This is a genomic window from Bacillus sp. UMB0893, assembly GCF_002858905.1.
Taxonomy (GTDB): Bacteria; Bacillota; Bacilli; order Bacillales; family Bacillaceae; genus Bacillus_P.
In genome coordinates this window covers 682,272-699,395 of sequence record NZ_PKLB01000001.1, presented here as the reverse complement: position 1 = coordinate 699,395, position 17,124 = coordinate 682,272, and the positions used below count along the sequence as shown (strand labels likewise).

At 40.8% G+C, this 17,124-nt stretch carries 15 protein-coding genes and 1 pseudogene; 2 read left to right on the top strand and 14 right to left on the bottom strand.

Translation table 11 applies throughout. From position 1 onward, the window contains the following. Nucleotides 1–147 precede the first annotated feature (147 nt). Complete coding sequence (locus tag CYJ36_RS03575) at nucleotides 148–690, bottom strand: flavodoxin family protein (protein ID WP_142382680.1); 543 nt, start codon at nucleotides 688–690, stop codon at nucleotides 148–150. Nucleotides 691–708: 18 nt separating this feature from the next. Beyond that, the gene (locus CYJ36_RS24760; protein WP_374702778.1) at nucleotides 709–852 is read right to left on the bottom strand and encodes a GrpB family protein; all 144 of its coding nucleotides are present in this window, start codon (nucleotides 850–852) and stop codon (nucleotides 709–711) included. A 231-nt stretch (nucleotides 853–1,083) separates the two neighbouring features. Here CYJ36_RS24760 and CYJ36_RS03565 point away from each other — a divergent pair, with 231 nt between their 5' ends. After that, the gene (locus CYJ36_RS03565; RefSeq protein ID WP_101564852.1) at nucleotides 1,084–1,494 is read left to right on the top strand and encodes a VOC family protein; all 411 of its coding nucleotides are present in this window, start codon (nucleotides 1,084–1,086) and stop codon (nucleotides 1,492–1,494) included. Nucleotides 1,495–1,623: 129 nt separating this feature from the next. Here CYJ36_RS03565 and CYJ36_RS03560 read toward each other — a convergent pair whose 3' ends face one another. The 12 genes and pseudogenes from CYJ36_RS03560 to CYJ36_RS03505 form a co-directional block, all read right to left on the bottom strand. Then, the gene (locus CYJ36_RS03560; RefSeq protein WP_101564849.1) at nucleotides 1,624–2,184 is read right to left on the bottom strand and encodes a maltose acetyltransferase domain-containing protein; all 561 of its coding nucleotides are present in this window, start codon (nucleotides 2,182–2,184) and stop codon (nucleotides 1,624–1,626) included. A gap of 2 nt (nucleotides 2,185–2,186) precedes the next feature. Beyond that, nucleotides 2,187–2,968, bottom strand: a pseudogene (locus CYJ36_RS24755) (DeoR/GlpR family DNA-binding transcription regulator). 103 nt (nucleotides 2,969–3,071) lie between these two features. Next, entirely contained in the window at nucleotides 3,072–4,430 is a 1,359-nt protein-coding gene (locus CYJ36_RS03550) for an aspartate aminotransferase family protein (protein ID WP_101564847.1), read from the bottom strand. A gap of 18 nt (nucleotides 4,431–4,448) precedes the next feature. Next, entirely contained in the window at nucleotides 4,449–5,912 is a 1,464-nt protein-coding gene (locus CYJ36_RS03545) for a CoA-acylating methylmalonate-semialdehyde dehydrogenase (protein WP_101564845.1), read from the bottom strand. Between the two features lie 291 nt (nucleotides 5,913–6,203). Beyond that, nucleotides 6,204–7,130 (bottom strand): NAD(P)-dependent alcohol dehydrogenase, encoded by a 927-nt coding sequence (locus CYJ36_RS03540; RefSeq protein ID WP_101564843.1) that lies wholly within the window; start codon nucleotides 7,128–7,130, stop codon nucleotides 6,204–6,206. A gap of 340 nt (nucleotides 7,131–7,470) precedes the next feature. Beyond that, nucleotides 7,471–9,093: a PucR family transcriptional regulator gene (locus CYJ36_RS03535; RefSeq protein WP_101564841.1), complete on the bottom strand. Its 1,623-nt coding sequence runs from the start codon at nucleotides 9,091–9,093 to the stop codon at nucleotides 7,471–7,473. Nucleotides 9,094–9,219: 126 nt separating this feature from the next. Continuing rightward, nucleotides 9,220–9,435, bottom strand: coding sequence for a hypothetical protein (locus CYJ36_RS03530; RefSeq protein ID WP_101564839.1), 216 nt, complete (start codon nucleotides 9,433–9,435; stop codon nucleotides 9,220–9,222). A gap of 15 nt (nucleotides 9,436–9,450) precedes the next feature. Continuing rightward, on the bottom strand, nucleotides 9,451–10,926 hold the full coding sequence (locus CYJ36_RS03525) for an NCS1 family transporter (RefSeq protein ID WP_101564837.1): 1,476 nt from the start codon (nucleotides 10,924–10,926) through the stop codon (nucleotides 9,451–9,453). Nucleotides 10,927–10,980: 54 nt separating this feature from the next. After that, on the bottom strand, nucleotides 10,981–12,399 hold the full coding sequence (gene hydA, locus CYJ36_RS03520; RefSeq protein WP_101564835.1) for a dihydropyrimidinase: 1,419 nt from the start codon (nucleotides 12,397–12,399) through the stop codon (nucleotides 10,981–10,983). Nucleotides 12,400–12,414: 15 nt separating this feature from the next. Next, on the bottom strand, nucleotides 12,415–13,701 hold the full coding sequence (preA, locus tag CYJ36_RS03515; protein ID WP_101564833.1) for an NAD-dependent dihydropyrimidine dehydrogenase subunit PreA: 1,287 nt from the start codon (nucleotides 13,699–13,701) through the stop codon (nucleotides 12,415–12,417). A 473-nt stretch (nucleotides 13,702–14,174) separates the two neighbouring features. Further along, nucleotides 14,175–15,533 (bottom strand): NAD(P)-dependent oxidoreductase, encoded by a 1,359-nt coding sequence (locus CYJ36_RS03510; RefSeq protein ID WP_101564831.1) that lies wholly within the window; start codon nucleotides 15,531–15,533, stop codon nucleotides 14,175–14,177. A gap of 24 nt (nucleotides 15,534–15,557) precedes the next feature. Beyond that, nucleotides 15,558–16,448 carry a nitrilase-related carbon-nitrogen hydrolase gene (locus CYJ36_RS03505; RefSeq protein WP_101564829.1) on the bottom strand — a complete coding sequence of 297 codons (891 nt, stop codon included), beginning with the start codon at nucleotides 16,446–16,448 and terminating at the stop codon, nucleotides 15,558–15,560. Between the two features lie 291 nt (nucleotides 16,449–16,739). On the opposite strand from CYJ36_RS03505, the gene CYJ36_RS03500 reads away from it, so the two are divergent. After that, nucleotides 16,740–16,943, top strand: a complete 204-nt coding sequence (locus tag CYJ36_RS03500; protein ID WP_219621062.1) for a hypothetical protein — start codon at nucleotides 16,740–16,742, stop codon at nucleotides 16,941–16,943. The last annotated feature ends 181 nt before the right edge of the window (nucleotides 16,944–17,124 follow it).

The window sequence follows — 17,124 nt, the reverse complement described above, 5'->3', positions numbered from 1 at the left end:
AAATATAATTCTAGTCATTTTACGCAATTTTTTAAAAATTAATGCAAATAGATTAATTGAGTCTCCTTCATTAATACGATGCTTCTCCGTCATTGGTCTTAGAAAGAATAAAATGCATGGAATCGAACATCCATGCATCTAAACTCACTATCTATTCTTATGTTTGATCATGTCATTCATGACTTCTGCTTCACGAATCGCTTTCGTATCTTTTACAATGTCATCTGGTGCATTCGCTTCCCCAATGACATACCCTTCAAACTCCATGCCGACAAAGACGAAGATGTAGTGGAACTGCTGAATAAGAGGCAATGCCTTTAGCTTCGGTGAGTCTCCTCCAGCTACGACGACATATGCTTTCTTGCCCTTTGCGTTTTCTTTAAATGAATAGCGCTCATCACGGAGAGCCTGTGACCAGCGATCGAAGAAATCCTTCATTGAACCCGACATGCCGTACCAGTAGAGCGGTGTCACGAAAACAACCGCATCTGCTTTTAGAAAAGCTTCAATAATCGAATCAAAATCATCCTCAACAGGCTGAAAACCATGTTCATCATGGCGCTGATCGGTAATTGGCTTAATTTTCATTTCCCTAAGATGAAAAGCAGAATGATTGATATCTTTTAAAACATAGCTTGCTAATTTTTCTGAGTTGCCGTTCTCACGGCTGCTTCCATAGATAGCTAAAATTTTCATGGGACACTTCCTCTATAGGTTTCTTGCTTTTTTCAAAATGTTCATGAGACACTCAGTCTTTGCATTTGCGTACTCATTCCATGTGTACCAATCATTTTTTGCAAGACGCCGCTTAACTTTTTCGTACGTGTTGCGATCTTCAGGATGACTGCGCAGATGATCACGAAATATTTCACATCTATAGTATCATGTTCTGGATAGATTCTTGAAGTCAGAACTTTTTCACAGCTAAGAAAACCGTCCCAAAATGAAATCTTCCTTTTATATCTGAATTTCACTTTAATTGGCACCATTCAAGTCATTTCAATTTATGGATGTAATTTGTTTAAATACAGTAAGATGATATTATAGGAAAGAAATACAATTTAATACATAGGAGTGAACAAAATGTCTGTTGATGTTTATATTAATTTTAATGGTAATTGCCGTGAAGCTGTAGAGTTTTACGCTCAAGTTTTTGGAACAGAAAAACCGCAAATTATGACTTTTGGCGAAACACCGCAAAGCCCGGAATATCCACTTCCTGACGAAGCAAAAGATTTGGTCATGCATACAAGGCTTACTATTGATGGAAGCAATGTGATGTTTTCAGATGTTTTTCCCGGAATGCCTTTTGTTGAAGGAAACAATATTACTCTTGCATTAGTTAACAAGAACATAGAGGAGCTGACATCTATTTTTAACAAACTAAAAGATGGAGGCACTGTAGGCATGGACCTTCAAGAAACGTTTTGGAGCAAACTTTACGGTCAGGTAACAGATAAGTTCGGAATCAATTGGCAAATCAATTATGAATAATTGAGAAATGAATCGTCTTCCATTAACATTACCTTTTATAATAACAATGACACTGGATACTTTAAATCAAAGTTTATTTAAAAAAAGAAGCCTAAGGTGGCTTCTTTTTTATTATTACTACGTAAAAGATTACTTCTCAATATGCTTCAAAATCCTTGCGGGATTTCCACCAACAGCCACATCATCAGGCACATCCTTCGTTACAATAGCTCCAGATGCAATGACAACATTGTTTCCGATTGTCACGCCTGGATTAATGACTGCTCTTCCGCCGATCCACACATTGTGGCCAATGGTAACAGGTTTTCCGAATTCTGCTCCGCTGTTTCTTTCTTCAGCATTTAATGGATGAGTGGCCGAGTAAATATGTACACCAGGTGCTAGCATACAATTGTCTCCTATTGTTACTTTGCAAATATCCAATATAACACAATCAAAATTGGCATAAAAGTTCTCGCCGACATGGATGTTGTATCCGTAATCACAGCGGAACATGGGTTCAATGTAGATATTTTCTCCGGTCGTGCCAAATAATTGCTTAAGCAGACTGGTTCGTGTATCATCATCCGTCTCAATTGATTGATTAAATAATCTGGTCATTTTTCTTGCACGGGTGCGATCACGCACAAGCTCTTCATCTGCAGCCAGATATAGTTCTCCATCTAACATCTTTTGTTTTTCTGTTTTCATCACTAATCGCTCCTTAATTTGCTGATAAGTATTTTCACTTTATGTTCCTTAAGTATTTCCTGAAACTTTGCAGGAGGTTTTCTGTCAGTGACGAGAACATCAATCATCGAGAAATCAAAGGCTCTAAACTTGCTGTCTTGATCAAATTTGCTGAAATCCGCAAGTAAATAGACTTGTTTCGATCGTTCTGCTGCCGTTTTTTTTATTATTCTGTCTTCTTTTGTTTCGTAATAGATGCCATCTTCGCTGATGCCGCATGCTCCTATAAAGGCTTTATCAAAAGAAATGCTTTCAATGACCGTTTGAAAGTAGGATCATAGAAAAAACGGTGTTTTCGGTCTAATTTCCCTCCGATTAAGTGAACATCTGCCTTTTCGTTGTCTGACAGGGATTCAATATTATCAAGCGAATGAGTATAGATTGCTGCAGGCGTTTTAAGATGATCACACAAAAATTTGATGGTTGTCGAAACATCAAAGAAACAGAGATCATATTTTTCTATCAAATTTGAACTGAATTTCCCGATCAAATGTTTTTCATGTGAAAACGAGGTTAATCTGTTTTTGTAAGCCTGTATCTCTTCTTTTATAAGCGGAAGTGCGATGCCTCCGTGAGTTCTGATTGCTGCCCCTTGTTCTGTAATCTTCACGATGTCTCTTCTCGCGGTATCCCTTGAAATACCAAGCATCTGAAAAACTTCTTCATTGGAAAGCTTCTCTTTTTCTTTAAGAGCATGAAGGATTTTCACTAATCGTTCCTCTTGATACACTATCTTCACCTCCATCATCACCTTAAATGATTTTAAGTGATTTGTTAAGTGTTTTTAAGCAATAATAAAACAGCGCAAGTAGATGCCCTGCGCTGCTGCATTTTATCCTATTATATTATCAATCCGCTATTCCATTTAGTTCACCGATAAGAGTATCAACGATAAACACTGCATCTTCCTCTTCAATATTAAGTGGCGGAGAAATCGTCAGAACATTGTTGTACCCTGCAACAGTTGCCCCATTTTTACCGATAATCAGCCCTTTTTCTTTGCAGGAAGCGATCACTTTATTTACAAGACCTGCATCCATTGGTTTTTTAGTATCTTTGTTTTCAACAAGTTCAATGCCGATCAGGAGTCCTTTTCCCCGAACATCTCCTGCATAGGGATTCTGATGCAATCGGGATTTCAATTCAGATTTCATGCGTTCTCCAAGCTCGCTTGATCGTTCAAATAGCTTTTCGTTTTCAAAAATTTCTATATTTTTCAGCGCAAGCGCACAGGCTGCCGGGTTACCTCCAAACGTGTTGACATGACGGAAGTAATCATATTCCTCTGATCCTTTAAATGCTTCATAGATTTCTTTTTTAACAGCGGTTGCAGATAACGGCAAATATGCACTAGTGATTCCTTTTGCCATTGTGATAATATCAGGCTTAACGCCGTAATTCATAAACCCGAACGCTTTTCCAGTACGTCCAAATCCGCAGATCACCTCGTCAACAATCAGCAAAGCACCATGCTTTTCGCAAACTTCTTTTACACCTTTCATATAATTTTCAGGTGGCATCAGTATGCCTCCGCCTGTGATGATTGGTTCCATAATCATGGCGGCAATCGTTTCGCTGAGTTCCCAGGTCATGGTCTGATCAATGGACTGGACAGACAATAGATCTGAAGCTGCTGAATTTTCATCTTCAGGGAACCGGTACGAATCCGGCGGAGGTACATGGATAAATCCAGGTGCCAGCGGCTCGTATTTAAACTTTCTCTGTGCCTGCCCGGTTGCAGCTAGTGACCCCATTGTATTGCCATGATAAGCTCTGTACCTTGAAATGATTTTATAGCGTTCATGCTGGCCTGTTTGCTGATGATATTGGCGGGCTATTTTAAAAGCGGTTTCATTTGCTTCTGATCCGCTGTTGGAGAAGAAGATGACATAATCTCCGCCAAGCATCTCATTCAGCTTTTCGGAAAGCGCGATCGCAGGCAAATGACTTTGTGTTAATGGAAAATAGGCAAGCTTTTTCAGCTGCTCATAAGCAGCTTCTGCAAGCTCTGTTCTGCCGTATCCAGCATTTACACACCACAAACCGGCCATGCCGTCTAAATATTTTTTTCCGTTCGCATCACTGACCCATGCACCTTTGGCTTCCTCTGCAATGATGGTCGCTTCTGGATTATACGGTTTCATCGAATGCCAAAGATGCGCATCGTCTCTTTGTAAAGTTTCTTTTATATCAGAACTCTTTTGCATAGTCATCCTCCTTGTCTATTAAAAATCAAAACGGGATGTAATCATTTTTTTGCGTGTATAGAAGTTTACGCCGTCTTTGCCGTTGACATGTAAATCTCCGTAAAAAGAATCCTTCCAACCTGAGAACGGGAAGAAAGCCATTGTAGCCGGCACTCCGACATTAATTCCAAGCATCCCGGCATCAGCTTCTTCTCTGAAAGTCCGAATCGCATGAGCATCCTTTGTATAAATGGTGGCTCCATTTCCGTAGCGGGATTTTCTAATATATTCAAGACCTTCACCTAAGTTTTCTGCACGAAGCACACTAAGGACTGGTGCAAATATTTCATCTTTTGCAATGGTCATGTCAGGTGTTACTTTATCAAAAATGGTGGCCCCTAAAAAGTATCCTTCTTTTTGATCCTCTATATCTCTTCGTCCATCAAGAACAAGTGCCGCACCTTCTTCAATTCCCTTTTCGATATATCCCAGCACTTTATTGAGATGAGTATCACGGATGACAGGAGTCAGCAGCACTTCTTCTTCTAAGCCATTTCCCATCACCAATTCATCTGCTTTTTGCTGTAAAGTCTGCATGAATGCATCGCCTTCTCCAACAACAACAACTGCACTGCATGCCATACAGCGCTGACCTGCACTGCCAAATGCGGAACTGATAATATGCTGTGCCGCTTTATCATAATCAGCATCCGGCATAACGACGTGATGATTTTTTGCTCCAGAAAGGGCTTGAACGCGTTTTCCTTTAGCTGCAGCCTTTTCATAGACGTACTTTGCGACAGGCTGAGAGCCAACAAATGAAATCGCTTTAATATCCGGGTGCTCCAATAATCCATTCACTACATCATGACTGCCGTGTACGATGTTAAGGACACCGTCTGGCGCACCTGCTTCCGTAAACATTTCAGCGAGTTTGTTGGCAAGGAGCGGTGTTCGCTCTGACGGCTTCAGCACAAACGTATTTCCGCATGCAACCGCAAGAGGAAACATCCACAGCGGGACCATCATCGGGAAGTTAAATGGCGTAATTCCTCCGACAACGCCAAGCGGATAGCGGAACATCTCAGAATCCATATCTTCAGCAATTCCAGATAAGGATTCACCCATCATTAAGGATGGTGCCCCTGCAGCAAATTCAACACACTCGATCCCTCTTTGTACCTCGCCATAAGCCTCTTTAAATGCCTTTCCATTCTCAGAAACAATTAATTTTGCCAACTCATTATGGTTCTCTGTTAAAATATGCTGATATTTAAATAGCACTCTTGCTCTTTTAGGTACCGGCATCCGTTTCCATGTCTGAAAAGCTTGTGCTGCAGCAGTGGCAGCGTGATTTACATCTTCAGCAGTTGAGATCGGAACTGCTGCGATCTTCTTCCCTGTGGCCGGATTTATTACATCCAAAACTTCATTTCCTGTAGCATTTACCCATTTTCCATTGATGAAATTTTTGATTGTTGCTGCTTCATTTGCAACTGTCATTGCCATCCCTCCTGATATTCTGAAAATTCTACTAATTAAGTTCATTATCTCTCACTGTGTAATGTCAATCATTAGACACTATGTAAAAGATACTATGCAAATAACGCTACATTTTGAAAAACTTTTACGGCACAATAAAAAAGACACAATTTATATGCAATGAAAACAGCGTCAATCAATTTGATTGCCGCTGTTTTATTGAACTAAAGCACCTATATTCATTAAATATAAGATCCAAACTTTAAGTTATAAATTCACTCAGTCTTCCATTTATCATCGTGCATAGCTTTGTCATCTATTCTCATTATGAGCCAAAGTTACTACTACATTTCCCTTTTTGTGTCCTTTTTCTACATATCTATGAGCCTCGGGAATTTGTTCCAGCGGATAGCGTTTATCAATGACCGATTTTAACTTTCCCGTCTCAATAAGCTCTTTGAGGAAAATTAGATCTTCGGTACGCACCTTAGCAATCCCCTGCCCTTCAACTGACACAAATATCCCGTTCGGATTTAGTGCTTTCCTGCAATTTGATTTCGAGCTTTTCCCAACTGCATCAAAGATGATATCATAACGCTCTTCTCTTTTCGTAAAATCCTCTTTCATATAATCAATTACCTTATCGGCTCCCAGTGATTTCACTAATTCAAAATTTGCCGCACTGCAAACACCTGTAACTTCTGTCCCGAAGTATTTGGCAAGCTGTACCGCAGAAGTCCCTACCGAACCGGAAGCCCCGTAGATAAGAACTTTTTGTCCGTCGCCGATCTTTGCTTTTCTAAGGAAATGCAGCGCTGAAGTCCCCCCAAAAGAAACGGCAGCGGCTTCCTCATAGGTCACATTAGCAGGTTTTATTGCTACTGCCCCGTATTCAGGCAAACAAGTGTACTCGGCATAAGCCCCAAAACTCATCCCAGTTAAGGCTATAACTTGGTCGCCTTTTTTAAATTTTGTTACATTCCTGCCTATTTTCTCTATCTCCCCGGCTAACTCCACGCCAAGTATTGATTTTCTCGGTTTACTCAAACCTAAGAAAATTCGCATAGGCAGCCATAACAAGATCGGACTTTTGAAACTCCGAACTCTTATGTCACCTGATGCTACTGTTGTTGCATGGACTTTAACCAGAATTTCATTGTCTTTAGGAGCAGGTTTTTCAACCTCTTTGAGTTCCAGAACTTCGGGTGAACCGTATCTTGTACATACTATTGCTTTCATAACTATCCTCCTTAGTTTCTTTGATCTAATCTTCTTAAACTTATGATCTAAGCTGCAATATAAAACTGCTTTGATAACAAAACTGAAGCGAACAACCTATACAACTAACAAATTATTAGTTGAAATAAGGGAAAAGGGAATCAACTATTCCGCAAAATTATGATTCCATAAAGTTTAGAAAGAGGTAAACAGTCCTTATAGTTTATTAAAATAAACTGCTACGCTAGTAACAGGAGACATTAATAATATCTATTAAATAAATGCTTAAAGCAGTGAGATTTCACGTGTGAAACCCACTGCTTTTATACTTGTTTCCTATACTTTTCCTATGGTACCTGGGCTATTCAATCTTTTGCTGCAGCGGAATGGTACCTTCTGTTTTGATAATAAAATCATGGGCCATCAGCATAAACTCAAGGGCTAACCTTCTGTCAGAACTCATGAAGTTTTCCCCAAGGAGCAGCTCAAGCTTTTCAATGCGATGATAAAGCGTTTGTCTGACGATAAACAGTTTTTTAGAGGTTTCCTGCTTAGATCCATTGCAGGCTAAATACGTTTTTAAAGTATGCATCATGTCACCGTTATATTTCAGGTCATATTCAATAACAGGCGCCAAATATTCGTGAATCGTTTCTTCCAGATTACCGTGTTTTTTTAACAATGACATCATTCTGTACATATGCAAGTCTTGATAAAAATAGCTTTTTCCTTCATTACAAAGAGAGTCCTGCAGGGCAAGCGTTTCTTTAGCCGTTTGGTAGCTTTGATGAATGCTGCCTAGTTTGTCAGCAAATTTCCCGACACCAATGGAGATGGAGGAATTTTTCAATCTCTCAGAACCATTGCCTGAATGAATTCTTAGAAATGCCTGATTCATTCTTTCTTTCCAATCCTTTTTATTTCGTTTGTTGCCTACGATAAAAATAAGATGATGACGAACTTCAACCGTAAATAAATGAAATCCGAATTGCTCAAAAACCGTTCTGAACAGCAGTTTAAAATACGTTCCATCCACATTTGGGGAATGTGCTGAAGAATCTGGCATCAGCTTGCAAATACAGACTGCCCCTCCGTTCAAACGGAGGTTCGGATCGATGAAGGATAACTGTTCTCTAATAACCTCGTCTGTATATTCCCCTTCAAGCCAGTTTGTCAGCCACTCGCTTTCCTCAGCCATCTTTTTTTCTTTCACATATAAATCCCGCAGCAAATGCTGGGCAAAGGCGTTTACAGTCCTATCCAAAATAAGCAGATCAAATTCATTCAGATCCCGGTATTTTGAAATGATCAGCAGCTCAGCGTATGTTTCACCAAGAATTTGAACGGGCTGACTGGCGATGTTTGTCTTTATGCCAATATCAGCATTCTTAATCTTCATCAAAAGTTCTTCTTTTTCGTTCCCCTTAAGTTCCGGGTAAAAATCTGCTTTGTTTCCGCTTAACAGTGCAATAACTTGAACCTCTAGATACGACTGCAAGAATTTTAATATTTGGTGATCGTCTTCAATTTCAAGGAGCATCTTATTTAGCTGCTGAGAATAGTTTTCTAAATCAGTGAGGAGCTGATATTGTTTATTAATAATGAGGGAATGCACGTCCTGAGTAATTTCAACAAAGGGAACCTCTTGATGAAACAAAATGATCGGGAAATGGTGATGATTCGCGAGTTTGATGACTTCCTCTGGAATACTGTGAATGTGAGTTCCCATTTCAATGCACAATCCAGCGGTTTGACGCTCAATCAATTGTTCAAGAAAAAAAACAAAGTGATGAGGGTCATCTCTAAAACCCATTCCCGTAGTAAGGATCAGCTCATGGCCATTCAATAGATTACTGATTTGGATGGACTCTACGATATGTACCCATTTCAATTGACGATATAATCCTTTTGCACCAGCAATCACTTCGGTTTGCACAAAATGCTTTCGATTCAGTATCTCATCAATCGTAATGTATGATTTCATCGGTACACTCCTTTATTGATGTCGCTGTTTTCTATTATAAAGAATGGCCAGTTTTTACTCTACACAATAGCCAGTTTTTCTCACAAAAAAGATAGGACAAATTCTGCCCTATCTTTGTCGAAAGTGTCATTTTTGGTATTGAGCCATAAGCTTTGATGAAAAGTACTTTCTGGCTTCTGCCGTCTTTATATGCATTTCAATCAAATCATCTTGATCTGTCTGACTTTTAAAAGTAAGAAAAGCTCCGCTTAAATTTTCAGCTACACTGGCAATCTTGTAGCCCTGATCAAGATAATAGTCAATTTTATCCCTTTCGGACAGATACTCCTGGTAATCAGACATATCCAGCCTCCTTCTTTATATATGCTCCGTTTGTCCAGGGACAATAGCAACGTTCGGCACAGATTCTTCTTCAAGGTCGATTGTCCAGTCATTTCCGACTGAAATTCCAAGATACTTTGCATCATCTGGATCTGCAATTTCTGCCTGAACATATATTTTAAACCACCAATATTTGGCTAAGACGTAGTAAGTGATGCCTCCTGCCGCAAAACCTACAATAAAAGAATAATCTTTTAAAGCTACTGCAGCAGCCCCGCCAATAATCCAAGCAATAAATCCTGCAAGATTTACACCTTTAAAATACTTAAACTGGCCTTCACTTTCGTAAAGGTCCCGTACATTAACCCTGCGTTTCCGAATCAAATAGTAGTCGGCTATTAAAATACCGCAAATAGCAGCCAAGATGCCTCCTACTATTAATAAAATTCCAATGATTACTCCAAATAAACTCCACGGCTGAACCACGATACCGATGAAACCAGCCACCGCTACACCTGCCCAAAATGGAACCTTTGGCCCTCCTACGTTTGAGAAAATAGTGGCTGCAGGAATAAGATTTGCAGAAGTATTGGTTGACCACTGTGCAAAGACGATCATAATCAATAGGATTCCTAGAACAATTCCAGTTGCAGACTCCTGCAGGGCAACGACAGGATCAAAGTTGGTTACGGCAATATATGATACAGCACCAATCACGACCATAAAGGTTTGCACGATTGGATAAGCAATGACATTACCGGCAATTTGGCTCTTATTTCGTTTAAACCAGTTTCTTTCTAATTTTGGGGCTTTAACAAATCTTGATAATGAAGGCATATCTGCAGCAAGAGTTCCCCAAAATCCCATATTCGACATAATGACTACCATGAAAGCTGTGACAGCTGCTCCTCCGGTTGCCGGGCTTTCCACCCACGACCAAACGTTTCTGCCTTCCTGCAAGGCTTGATCAGAAAGGGTAAAATACATCCATCCTGAGATAATAATGATAACCGGTGCGGCCAAGTCTGCAAATCGTTCTATAGCCTTCATGCCAAGGGCTGTATTGACAATCTGCAAGACTGCAAAAATAAAGAAGCAGACAAACATGTTATTAAATCCGAATAATGTTGCGAGGATTGCATTCATTGCCGCTGCACCGAAATAAGTATTTACACCAAACCAGCATGAAGCAACAAATCCTCGTACGACCGAAGGAATATGCGTCCCGACTGTTCCAAAGGGAGCCCTCATATAAACAGGGAAGGATAATCCATGCTCAACTCCAATATCACCTGTTAAAGTCATCAAAAGTCCAAGGGCAATCGAAGCAATGATTGTTGCTATAACAACCCATCCGAGTGGGAGTTCTCGAACACCTGACCCTCCAATTGCAAAGGCTGCTAATACAACAGCCATACCAACCCAGATTAAAGCAAATCCCAGTGAACCAATGTTTTTCTTACTATGAGGAATAGGCAGCAAATCAGGAGACTTCAAATAATTTTTAGCCACTTTCGCATATCTCCTTCCAAATGAATGTATCTTTCGTTATTCAAAAGATTTCTCTTAAATTGATACCTTTTCATTTTCATTTGCGCCAAGCTGCTCACCGTATTTAGCTCTCTTCTGAAATTTCCCGCTTCCTGCGCGGCCAATAAATTGCTTGTCACGCACGACAAATTCACCCCGGGATAAAACGGAAACTGGCTCTCCAGTGACCTTAATTCCTTCAAACGCATTATAATCAACCGCCATGTGGTGAGTTTCAGCAGAAATTGTTCTCTCTGCAGCTGGATCAAAAAGAACCAAATCTGCATCAGACCCTACTGCAATTGTCCCTTTTTTAGGATACAATCCGAATAACTTCGCAGTTTTTGTACTTGTCATGTCAACAAATTGGTTAAGCGAGATTCTTCCTTTATTGACACCTTCTGAAAATAAGATGCTCAATCGGTCTTCTATGATTGGACCGCCATTAGGGATTTTTGTGAAATCTCCTTTTCCAAGATCCTTTTGTCCTTTAAAGTCAAAGGAACATTGGTCTGATCCAAGGGTTTGCAGCACTCCTGTTTTAAGTGCATTCCACAAGACATCCTGATGCTTTTTATCGCGAAGAGGCGGTGACCATACATATTTTGCCCCTTCAAAATCAGGCTTTTCCAAATACGTTTGATCAAGCACCAAGTATTGAGGACAGGTTTCCCCCCATACATCAAAACCCTTGCTTCTTGCTTCGGCAATTTTTTCAACAGCATCGGCACATGATACGTGCACTACGTATAACTGTGAATTTGCAAGTCCTGTTAATTGGGCAGCTCTTCCGGTTGCTTCACCTTCAACCTCAGGAGGACGTGTTAAAGCATGATAAATGGGATCTGTTTTTCCATCTGCAAGTGCTTTTTTTGTAAGATAATCAATGACATCTCCATTTTCAGCATGAACCATGACAAGACCGCCTAGTTCTTTAGCAGTCAAAAGTGTGCGGAATAGGGTTTCGTCATCAGCCTGGAATACGTTTTTATATGCCATAAAGACCTTAAATGATGAGATACCCTCTTCATTTATCACAGTGGGCAGTTCTTCAAGCACATCATCATTTATTTCAGAAATCATCAAATGAAAGCTGTAATCGATTACGGCTTTATCCTTCGACTTTTCATGCCACGTTTGGATTGCGTCCTTTAATGGCTTTCCTTTCTCAGTGAGACAAAAATCAATAACCGTTGTCGTTCCTCCAAAAGCAGCGGCCATTGTCCCGCTTTCAAAATCATCCTTTGTCACAGTTCCGCCAAATGGCATATCAAGATGTGTATGAGGATCAATTCCACCTGGAAAAACATAGCAGCCATTGGCATCAATGATTTCTGCCCCTTCTTCTGACAAATTGCTTCCAATCACTGCGATTTGTTCTCCGTCCACTAGAATATCTGCTTTATAAGTATCCGCAGCAGTAACGATAGTTCCATTTTTAATCAATTTTTTCATTTAGCCTGCCTCCCTTTACTTCACAAAATCCTCACTAGAGGTTCTAAGCGCTCCAATCACAGCCTGCCTTTCGTTCCATGTCATCGGCGGAAGTTCATTTACAAGCTCCACCATATCAATCGCACCGTCAACAGGGCATACAATTGAACAAAGATTGCAGCCGACACAATCCTCTTCACGAACTTTTAAATACGAGTGTCCCCTTTCATCCTTCAGCATATCGATGCATTGGTGTGATGTATCTTCGCAGGCAATGTGGCATTTGTTGCAATTGATGCAAACTTCTGTATTGATATTCGCCACGATTTTATAGTTTAAATCAAGCTCTCCCCAATCTGAGTACCTTGGGACAGATTTGCCGACAATATCCATTACAGATGATAAACCCTTATCATCCAAATAATTGGATAATCCTTCAATCATATCTTCCACAATTCTAAATCCATGGTGCATCGCTGCTGTACAAACTTGCACGCCCATTGCACCCATCAGCATGAATTCAACCGTGTCTCTCCAGTTTGAAATTCCTCCGATCCCAGAAATTGGAACGTTAATGCGCGGATTTCTCGCGCATTCAGCGACCATGTTCAATGCAATTGGCTTAACTGCAGGACCGCAATATCCTCCGTGAGCCCCTTTTCCCGCAACGTGAGGAATGGTATTCCACGTGTCAATATCTACTCCTGCAAGGCTATTGATCGTATTGATCATTGAGATTGCATCAGCTCCGCCTTGAACGGCTGCCTCTGCTGTTACTGTGATATCTGTAATATTAGGAGTGAGTTTGACAATGACAGGCGTTTTTGCCCCTTCTTTTGCCCAGTATGTTTGCCTTTCAACTAAGTCTGGCACCTGGCCGGACGCTGCTCCCATGCCCCGCTCGGCCATACCATGCGGACAGCCAAAATTCAGCTCAAGTCCATCAACGCCAACATCTTCAACACGCTTTACAATTTCATGCCATTTCTCTTGTTTCGGCTCTACCATTAGCGACGCGATAATAGCATGGTTCGGAAATCTTTTTTTCGTTTCATAAATTTCTTTTAAATTTACCTCAAGAGGGCGATCGGTAATCAATTCAATATTGTTAAATCCCGCAACGCGCTGTCCATTAAAACTTACTGCCGCAAAGCGGGAAGAAACATTTAAAATCGGATCTCCAAGCGTCTTCCAAACAGCCCCTCCCCAGCCTGCTTCAAACGCTCTCTGAACCTGATAGCCAGAGTTCGTAGGGGGGGCGGAAGCGAGCCAAAAAGGGTTTGGTGACTTTATCCCTGCAAAATCAATTTTCAAGTCTGCCATGATCAAACCTCCTAAATAGAAATGCGGAAGCGCCTTGGTCAGCTCCGAGAGGCAGAAAAGGATCTGACAGAAAAGGCCGGTTTTGCCTTTACTGGCAGAGCCGTTCTGACCGAGGAGCTAGGCGCTGCAGCTGGACAAATAGAAATGCGGAAGCGCCTGTTTAGCCCTGACAGGCAGATAAGGATCCGACGATGAAGTCCGGTTTTGACTTCATTGGCGGAGCCGTTCTGACCGAAGGGTTAGGCGGTGGAGCTGGACAATAGAAATGCGGAAGCGCCTTGGTCAGCTCAGGCATGGCAGAAAAGGATCTGACAGAAAAGGCCGGTTTTGCCTTTACTGGCAGAGCCGTTCTGACCGTGGAGCTAGGCGCTGCAGCTGGACTATAGAAATGCGAAAACTGCCTTGATCATCTCGAACCGCTTACTTGCAGCATCAGAGTAAACTTCAAGGCACGAAATCTATGAATTCATAAATTAAGCAAGCTTTAACTCTTCATAAGAAATCTTTCTATGAATCTCATAGGCCGTCAGCTTTCCTTGCTGAGCTGCAGAAACGACCATCGCTTCTCCCTGACCCTTGCCAAAAATCACATCCCCGCAGGCAAATATTTTCTCATTGGAGGTTTGATAGGATTCCTCAGATATTCTGACTACCCCGTCAAGATGATCAATTCCAAATTCTTCGATTAAATTTAGATATCTGGATTGGCCGATTGCACGAATCACAGCGTCTGTTTCGATGATAAATTCAGAGCCTTGAATTGGAACAGGACGGGGACGCTGTCCTTCTGCTCCGGCAATCAGTTCCATTTTAAGGCATTCAATCCCTATTACTCTGTTATCCTGATTTGTTACAATCCGCTTTGGAGCAGTCAGCCATTTGAACCCTACTCCTTCTTGTTTTGCAAATTCATATTCAAAATCGTATGCTGTCATTTCTGCCTTCGTTCTGCGATAGAGAATGCTGACGTCCTCTGCACCGAGCCTGACAGAGCAAGTTGCAGCATCTATCGCTGTGTTCCCTGCACCAATTACAACTGCTTTCTTACCAACCAGCTCTCTTGTCTTTGAAGACTTCGTTTCTTTTACAAAATCAATTGCATCGTAGACCCCATTAGCATCTTCGCCTTCGATACCGAGCTTCGGCACTGAAGACATCCCAATAGCAAGGACAACAGCGTCATATCTCTCTATTAATTCAGAAGCCATGATATCCTGACCGACTCTTGTATTCGTACGAATTTCTACATCTAAGTTTTTCACTTGCTGGACTTCCCAAAACGAAATTGCTTGTGGAAGTCTGAAGGAGACAATGCCATACGTATTTAAGCCGCCTGCATGTTTTTCAGCTTCAAAAATCGTTACACTATACCCCAAAAGCGCTAGCTCCCTGGCGGCCGATAATCCAGCAGGACCGCCTCCGACGATTGCCACTGATTTCCCGTTCTTATCACCGGCTTTAAATAGAACCTGTTCATTTTTAATGGCCCAATCTGTCGCATATCGCTGCAAATTGCCAATCATGATAGGTTTTGTTGATGAGTTTAAAACACAGGCACCCTCACACAGCTCCTCTGTGGGACATACCCTTGAACAGCTTGCACCTACCGGATTTGCTGACATAATGGTTTTTGCGCTTCCTTTTAAATTTCCGGATGCAATTTTCTTAATAAAAGAGGGGATATCAATTCCGGTCGGACATGCCTGAATACACGGGGCATCGTAGCAATATAAGCAGCGGTTCGATTCCTCAAAGGCTTCCCGGTTTGATAATGCAGATTCAACTTCTAAAAAATTGCTTTCTATATCTTGATAAGAAATATCCCGAGCCAAGAAAAAAACCTCCTTTTAGAGCTTTTAAGGTAAAAGTGCTGTCATCTCCTGATAGGTTTCCGGACGGCGATCACGATAAAATTGCCACGTATCGCGGACTTCGCGAATCAATTTCTTATCCATTTCGCCGATGACGACCTCGTCATTATCACGGCTGCCTGTTGCGACAAAGCTCCCTCTAGGATCTGCAAGGTAGGATTGTCCGTAAAATTCCCCCATGTTCCAAGGACCTTCATATCCTACCCGGTTGATGGCGCCGATGTAGTATCCATTAGCAACAGCATGTGCAGGCTGTTCAAGTTTCCATAGATACTCTGAGAGACCTGCTACGGTAGCTGATGGATTAAAGACAATTTCAGCTCCATTCAGCCCAAGTAATCTTGCACCTTCAGGAAAGTGGCGGTCATAACAGATATAAACCCCAATTTTTGCGAAAGCTGTATCAAACACCGGGTACCCTAGGTTTCCTGGTTTAAAATAAAATTTTTCCCAGAAACCGCCGCCTTCTTTCCCTACACCTACATGCGGAATATGGTGTTTTCTGTATTTGCCCAAATATGCACCGTCTGCATCGATGACTGCAGCAGTATTATAATAAGTGGCAATACCCTCGCGTTCATAGATCGGCAAAACAATAACGGTGCCAAGTTCTCTTGCCAAATCCTGAAATCGCTTTGTAGTAGGCCCGTTCGGAATTTCTTCTGCTGCGTTATACCATTTTGTATTTTGTTCTGTACAAAAATAGGGTCCATAAAAAATTTCCTGAAGACAGATAATTTGAGCACCTTTTTTACTCGCTTCCTTCACAAGACCAATATGCTTTTTAATTGCTTTTTCTTTATGAACCTCGACTGGTTCATTTCCATCCACATCATTGCTTGCCTGAATTAACCCAATGACAACTTTATCTGACATGCGACAGCCTCCTTTTAAGAACCAAACTTTCAATAGTTGTCCTCAATAAAATATATAATATTCAAAATATTAAAAATTCAAACTTTGTATCTATTTTACTTTCTATTCTTTCGGTTTACATTGTACATTTTGTTAAAAGGTTTCTTGTATTTCAGTTGCATAATGTAAAATATCATCAACTTTATGGAAGATAATATTACATCAGTGAAAGGAACCAGCTTACTCAAAACTTTACATTTCTTTGATGAATTTGGACTTATAATAGATGGGTCATGACTTTTGTCATGGTTTATGATCTGCATGCCGCTTTCATATGTATTCAGCAGCTTCTTTTTGAACCTGGATCTGATGAATACACTGCTTATCATGCTTAAACAAGGCGTTAACATGTTATTTAATGTACTCATTGCAAATATCCTGATCATATTAATCGAAGCCATTCTGCAATCCAAAACAAAAAGAAAAGTTTCCTGCAGGAAATTCTTTTCAATCTGATGATGCTGTTTTTCTTATTTCCGCTTTTAGGTTCTTTAATTTACGTCGGTCAAAGTGATTTGAACGATGTAAAAAAAGACATCCAAAAACAGATCGATGATACAAAAAACTCATCTGTATTTCAGCTGAATTCCCTTTACAGCCAGCATATAAGTCCATCAGTTTGAGTAGCTGACAGGAT